Source organism: Streptomyces sp. NPDC059567 (assembly GCF_042735655.1).
GTDB lineage: Bacteria > Actinomycetota > Actinomycetes > Streptomycetales > Streptomycetaceae > Streptomyces.
On the sequence record NZ_JBHWBS010000065.1, the window covers coordinates 9,056 to 12,714 of the forward strand.

General features: G+C 68.4%; 5 protein-coding genes. 1 reads left to right on the plus strand and 4 read right to left on the minus strand.

Annotation, left to right across the window (positions count from 1 at the left end; translation table 11 throughout):
• Nucleotides 1–205 precede the first annotated feature (205 nt).
• From ACFVZW_RS25070 to ACFVZW_RS25080, 3 genes are all read right to left on the minus strand, one after another.
• The gene (locus ACFVZW_RS25070; RefSeq protein ID WP_384525258.1) at nt 206–676 is read right to left on the minus strand and encodes a DUF2267 domain-containing protein; all 471 of its coding nucleotides are present in this window, start codon (nt 674–676) and stop codon (nt 206–208) included.
• 76 nt (nt 677–752) lie between these two features.
• Nucleotides 753–1,151 (minus strand): DUF2267 domain-containing protein, encoded by a 399-nt coding sequence (locus ACFVZW_RS25075; protein WP_384525261.1) that lies wholly within the window; start codon nt 1,149–1,151, stop codon nt 753–755.
• Nucleotides 1,152–1,241: 90 nt separating this feature from the next.
• Nucleotides 1,242–1,676: an Hsp20/alpha crystallin family protein gene (locus tag ACFVZW_RS25080; protein ID WP_384525264.1), complete on the minus strand. Its 435-nt coding sequence runs from the start codon at nt 1,674–1,676 to the stop codon at nt 1,242–1,244.
• Nucleotides 1,677–1,808: 132 nt separating this feature from the next.
• Here ACFVZW_RS25080 and ACFVZW_RS25085 point away from each other — a divergent pair, with 132 nt between their 5' ends.
• Nucleotides 1,809–2,453 carry a type III effector protein gene (locus ACFVZW_RS25085; protein WP_384525267.1) on the plus strand — a complete coding sequence of 215 codons (645 nt, stop codon included), beginning with the start codon at nt 1,809–1,811 and terminating at the stop codon, nt 2,451–2,453.
• A 76-nt stretch (nt 2,454–2,529) separates the two neighbouring features.
• Here the strand turns inward: ACFVZW_RS25085 and ACFVZW_RS25090 are convergent, their stop codons facing one another.
• On the minus strand, nt 2,530–2,667 hold the full coding sequence (locus ACFVZW_RS25090) for a hypothetical protein (RefSeq protein WP_384525269.1): 138 nt from the start codon (nt 2,665–2,667) through the stop codon (nt 2,530–2,532).
• Between the last annotated feature and the right edge of the window lie 992 nt (nt 2,668–3,659).

The window sequence follows — 3,659 nt, forward strand, 5'->3', positions numbered from 1 at the left end:
ACTTACCGTTCCCCCTGGTCGACCGTTCGCTGACACTCGGGATGCTGTGTGGGAACGACCGGCACCCGCCGGTCGGGCCCTCTCGCGTATCGGTGTATTGGCTTCCCCAAGGGCACGAAGTCAGTGATCGGCGACCGGTTGACCATGTGCCGGCCGAAGCTCCGGTGGCGCCGTTGAGGTCGGGGGTGCACATGCGGGGGACGGTTCAGAAGGAGGTGGTTCTGTGCCGTGGTTGGTGGAGTTCGGCTTTGCCGAAGAGGAGGGCGTAGCCGGAGGGGAGTTGGTTGATGATGCGGTCGAGGAGTTCGGGTCCGGCGAGTTGGGATACGGCGGCGAGGACGGCGCCGATGTTCCAGCGGGCGCCGGCGGGTGTGCTGCCTGTGCGCTGGGCGAGGTCCTTGACGAACTCCCACCCGGTGAGGGGTGTGACGGCGGGGACCTGGGCGGTGAGGACGAGGGCGGCCTCGACGGGGAGGCGTGCGGCGAGGTCGACGCGTTCGTCGCCGACGAGCTGTCGCCCCAGAGCGGCGAGCACTGACCGCACGGCTTCGTCGGCGCGTTCGAGGGTGGGGTAGGCGCCCTCGTAGCGCACACGCTCGAGCATCTGGGAGTAGGGCGCCGCGCTGGTGGTGCTGCCGTGAGCGGCTGTTGTCGTGGTCTCGGTCTGAAGAGTCATGCCGGTGGAGATCGCCGTTCTCTTCGGGCCCGGCCCGTGGGACCGGGGGAGCGAACACGTTTCAGGGGTTGCCGGCTCACCGGGGGTGGTGCGGCCGGCCGAAGAGGAGGTCGTAGCCGGGCGGGAGCTGCAGGAGTATCCGGGCGGTCAGTTCCTCGCCGGCCGCGTCGGCGGCGACGCTGAGGACGGCGCCGACGTCCCAGGCCGCTGTCCGTTCGGTGGCTCCTTCGATCCACGCGGCCGTCGCGCGTACGAAGCGTTCCGGTGAGAGAGGCTCAGCGGCCTGGAGCGGGTTGAGGAGCACCAGGGCGAAGGTCTCCGGCAGGCGGGCAGCGAGTGCGGCCCGCACATCGCCGACCAGATGGGCGCCGAGCAGCGCCAGCACGGTGCGGGCGGCGCGTTCGGCCTCCTGTGGCGAGCTGTAGTCGCCGCGCTCTTGGACCTTGTCGAGGAAGCTCTGCCATCGCAGTCTCATCACGACCCCCTTGCGCATACATGGATGCGGGGAGCGGAGGACGGAGGAGGGGGAAGACTTCCGCCCTCCACTCCCGGTCTTTCCTACGGTTCAGCCGCTGATCTGCTTGCGGTCGTCGCCCCGGCCGATGGTGATCTTGCGGGGCTTGGCGCGCTCGGCGATCGGGATGCGCAGCGTGAGCACGCCCGCCTCGTAGTCGGCCGTGATCTTCTCGGTATCGAGGGTGTCGGCCAGCATCAGCTGCCGGGAGAAGACGCCGAGGGGCCGCTCGGACAGCTCCATCTGCACGTCGTCGGCCTTCGCGACGGGGCGGCGCTCGGCCTTGACCGTCAGCATGTTCCGCTCGACGTCGATGTCGATCGCGTCCGGCGCGACGCCGGGCAGGTCGAGGGCGATGACGTAGACGTCACCCTCACGGTAGGCGTCCATCGGCACCGCGGAAGGCCGTGACCAGGTGCCGGTCGTACCCAGCATCTGCTGGGCGAGACGGTCGAGCTCGCGGAACGGGTCGGTGCGCATCAACATCGCGAAACACCTCCAGTGGGATCAGGCAGTGACTGCCAATGCGCTTCATCTGCCTCCGTTGTAGCATGTCATCCGAACGACGACAAGCTGAATGTCAACGGATGGACGACATGACGAAGAGGGTGTGATCCTGTGACAGGAGCCGACCAACCGGTCACCTTTCCCGCGGCGATCGCCGCCCTGGCCGCGATCGACGAAGCGGTACGGGCCGCCAGGTCCGCGACCACCCCCGACACGACACCTCACGGCTCCTCGGAGGAAGCACTCGCCGCCCTCCTCCTCCTGCGTGAGCTGCGCGAACAGCTCGCCGCATGGGAGCCCGGCTTCATCGAGGCCGCTCGCGACGCCGGCGCCAGCTGGGCCGATCTCGCCCACCCCCTCGGCGTCACCAGCCGACAGGCCGCCGAACGGCGCTACCTCCGCGTACGCCCCGGCAACCCCGGCACCACCGGAGAACAACGCGTCCAGACCATCCGCGACCGCCGCGCCGCCGACCGCACCATCACGGCCTGGGCCCGATCGAACGCCGCCGACCTGCGCCAACTCGCCGGACAGATCACCGCCCTCGACACCCTGCCCACAGACACACAGGCCGACCTCTCCGCGGCCCTCGCGCACAGCGACCCCACCCTGCTCCTCGAACCACTCGCACGCACCCACGCCCACCTGACTCCTCTCCAACCCGAGCTGGCCAAGCGCGTCGACGACCTGACCCGCCGCACCGAAGACCTCCGCGACGAAAGCGACCAACGCCGCTCCCACACCCCACAGCACTGACCCGGAACCTCACAGCGGCCCTCCTCGCCCATCGCGAGCCCCGCCACCGCCCGACCTGCCTCCTCCGGAAGACACCTCACAGGACGCTGATCCCCTGCCGCCCGGCACTCCCGCTCCAGGGAGCCGCCATGGGCGAGAAGAGGGCGCAGTCGCGCACCAAGGCGACGGAACCCGCAAGGCGGTCGGTCGCGACGTCGACGCTCGTCGTGCCCATCAGGTCCCCCTGGTCCGTGATCGCCAGAACCGGGCCCTGCCTGTCCGTGGCGTGTGCCCGGATATGCGGTGGGCATCCCGGCGGTGACCGCTCCGCGATCCTTCGCGTCACCGTTGGGGGTCGATTCCCTGTCCACCGGACACGCGAAAATCTATGTCGGCCGGAGTAGACATTGGGTGGTGGCGTGGCTATGGTTTCTCTCGTAGCCCAGAGAGACAGCAGGGCCCGGCAGAGATGAACTGCCGGGCAAGCGGTACCAGCAGTACAGGTGGTTGCAGTTCGCAGGACGGTGCGGCGGTGGAGTTCCGAAGCCAGGGATGTTGCAGGACGGCGACGGGACTGGCGGCCGGACCGGGTGGCCCGCAGTCATCAGGGGCCGCCGCAGCGGGACCGCGGTCATGGCAGGTGCGGTACCCGTGAGTGCAGTGCGCAGTAACCCAGCAGTGAAGAGTGAGCAGTACCCCTGGTGAAGGCGTCGGCTGCGGACGCGCGCACCGGGAAGTTCGGCAGTGGGGTTCCAAGCCAGAGAAGACGCAGGACGGGCAACGGGGCTGGCTGCCGAAGAGTGGCGCTGCCACAGGCCACTGAGCGGTTCGCATCATCAGCAGTACCCGCAGTGGATCAGTACCGCAGTACGCAGTACCCCGTAGTAAGCAGTTGATCACCGAGGAAGAACGGAGGAACCCGCGCCATCAGGATCGCCCGGGCGAAAGTCCTGAACCCGGGTACCGCAGGACATCGATAGCGAGGTGGTCTCCGGTCAAGCAACCGCGATCCCCGCGCCCCCGACAGCAGCCAAGTCGGGTCCGCGGACACAGAACGCCGGCGCAGTATCAGGGCCGGCAGGTGGTGTAGTAGTTCCTTCGGGGCCCTGGTGCCAGTACGGCACCAAGGCCCCCCCAAGGCGTTACCCCAGAGGGTGAAAATAAAGCAGATTTCGAGTACGGGCCGCTAGACGAAGAACCAAAACCCCCCAACAACAATGGGAGGGC

Bases quoted from the DNA above. Each gene is read 5' to 3' on its own strand.
- ACFVZW_RS25070 (WP_384525258.1), bottom strand. From the start codon at position 676: ATGACTCTTCAGACCGAGACCACGACAACAGCCGCTCACGGCAGCACC.
- ACFVZW_RS25075 (WP_384525261.1), bottom strand. From the start codon at position 1,151: ATGAGACTGCGATGGCAGAGCTTCCTCGACAAGGTCCAAGAGCGCGGC.
- ACFVZW_RS25080 (WP_384525264.1), bottom strand. From the start codon at position 1,676: ATGTTGATGCGCACCGACCCGTTCCGCGAGCTCGACCGTCTCGCCCAG.
- ACFVZW_RS25090 (WP_384525269.1), bottom strand. From the start codon at position 2,667: ATGGGCACGACGAGCGTCGACGTCGCGACCGACCGCCTTGCGGGTTCC.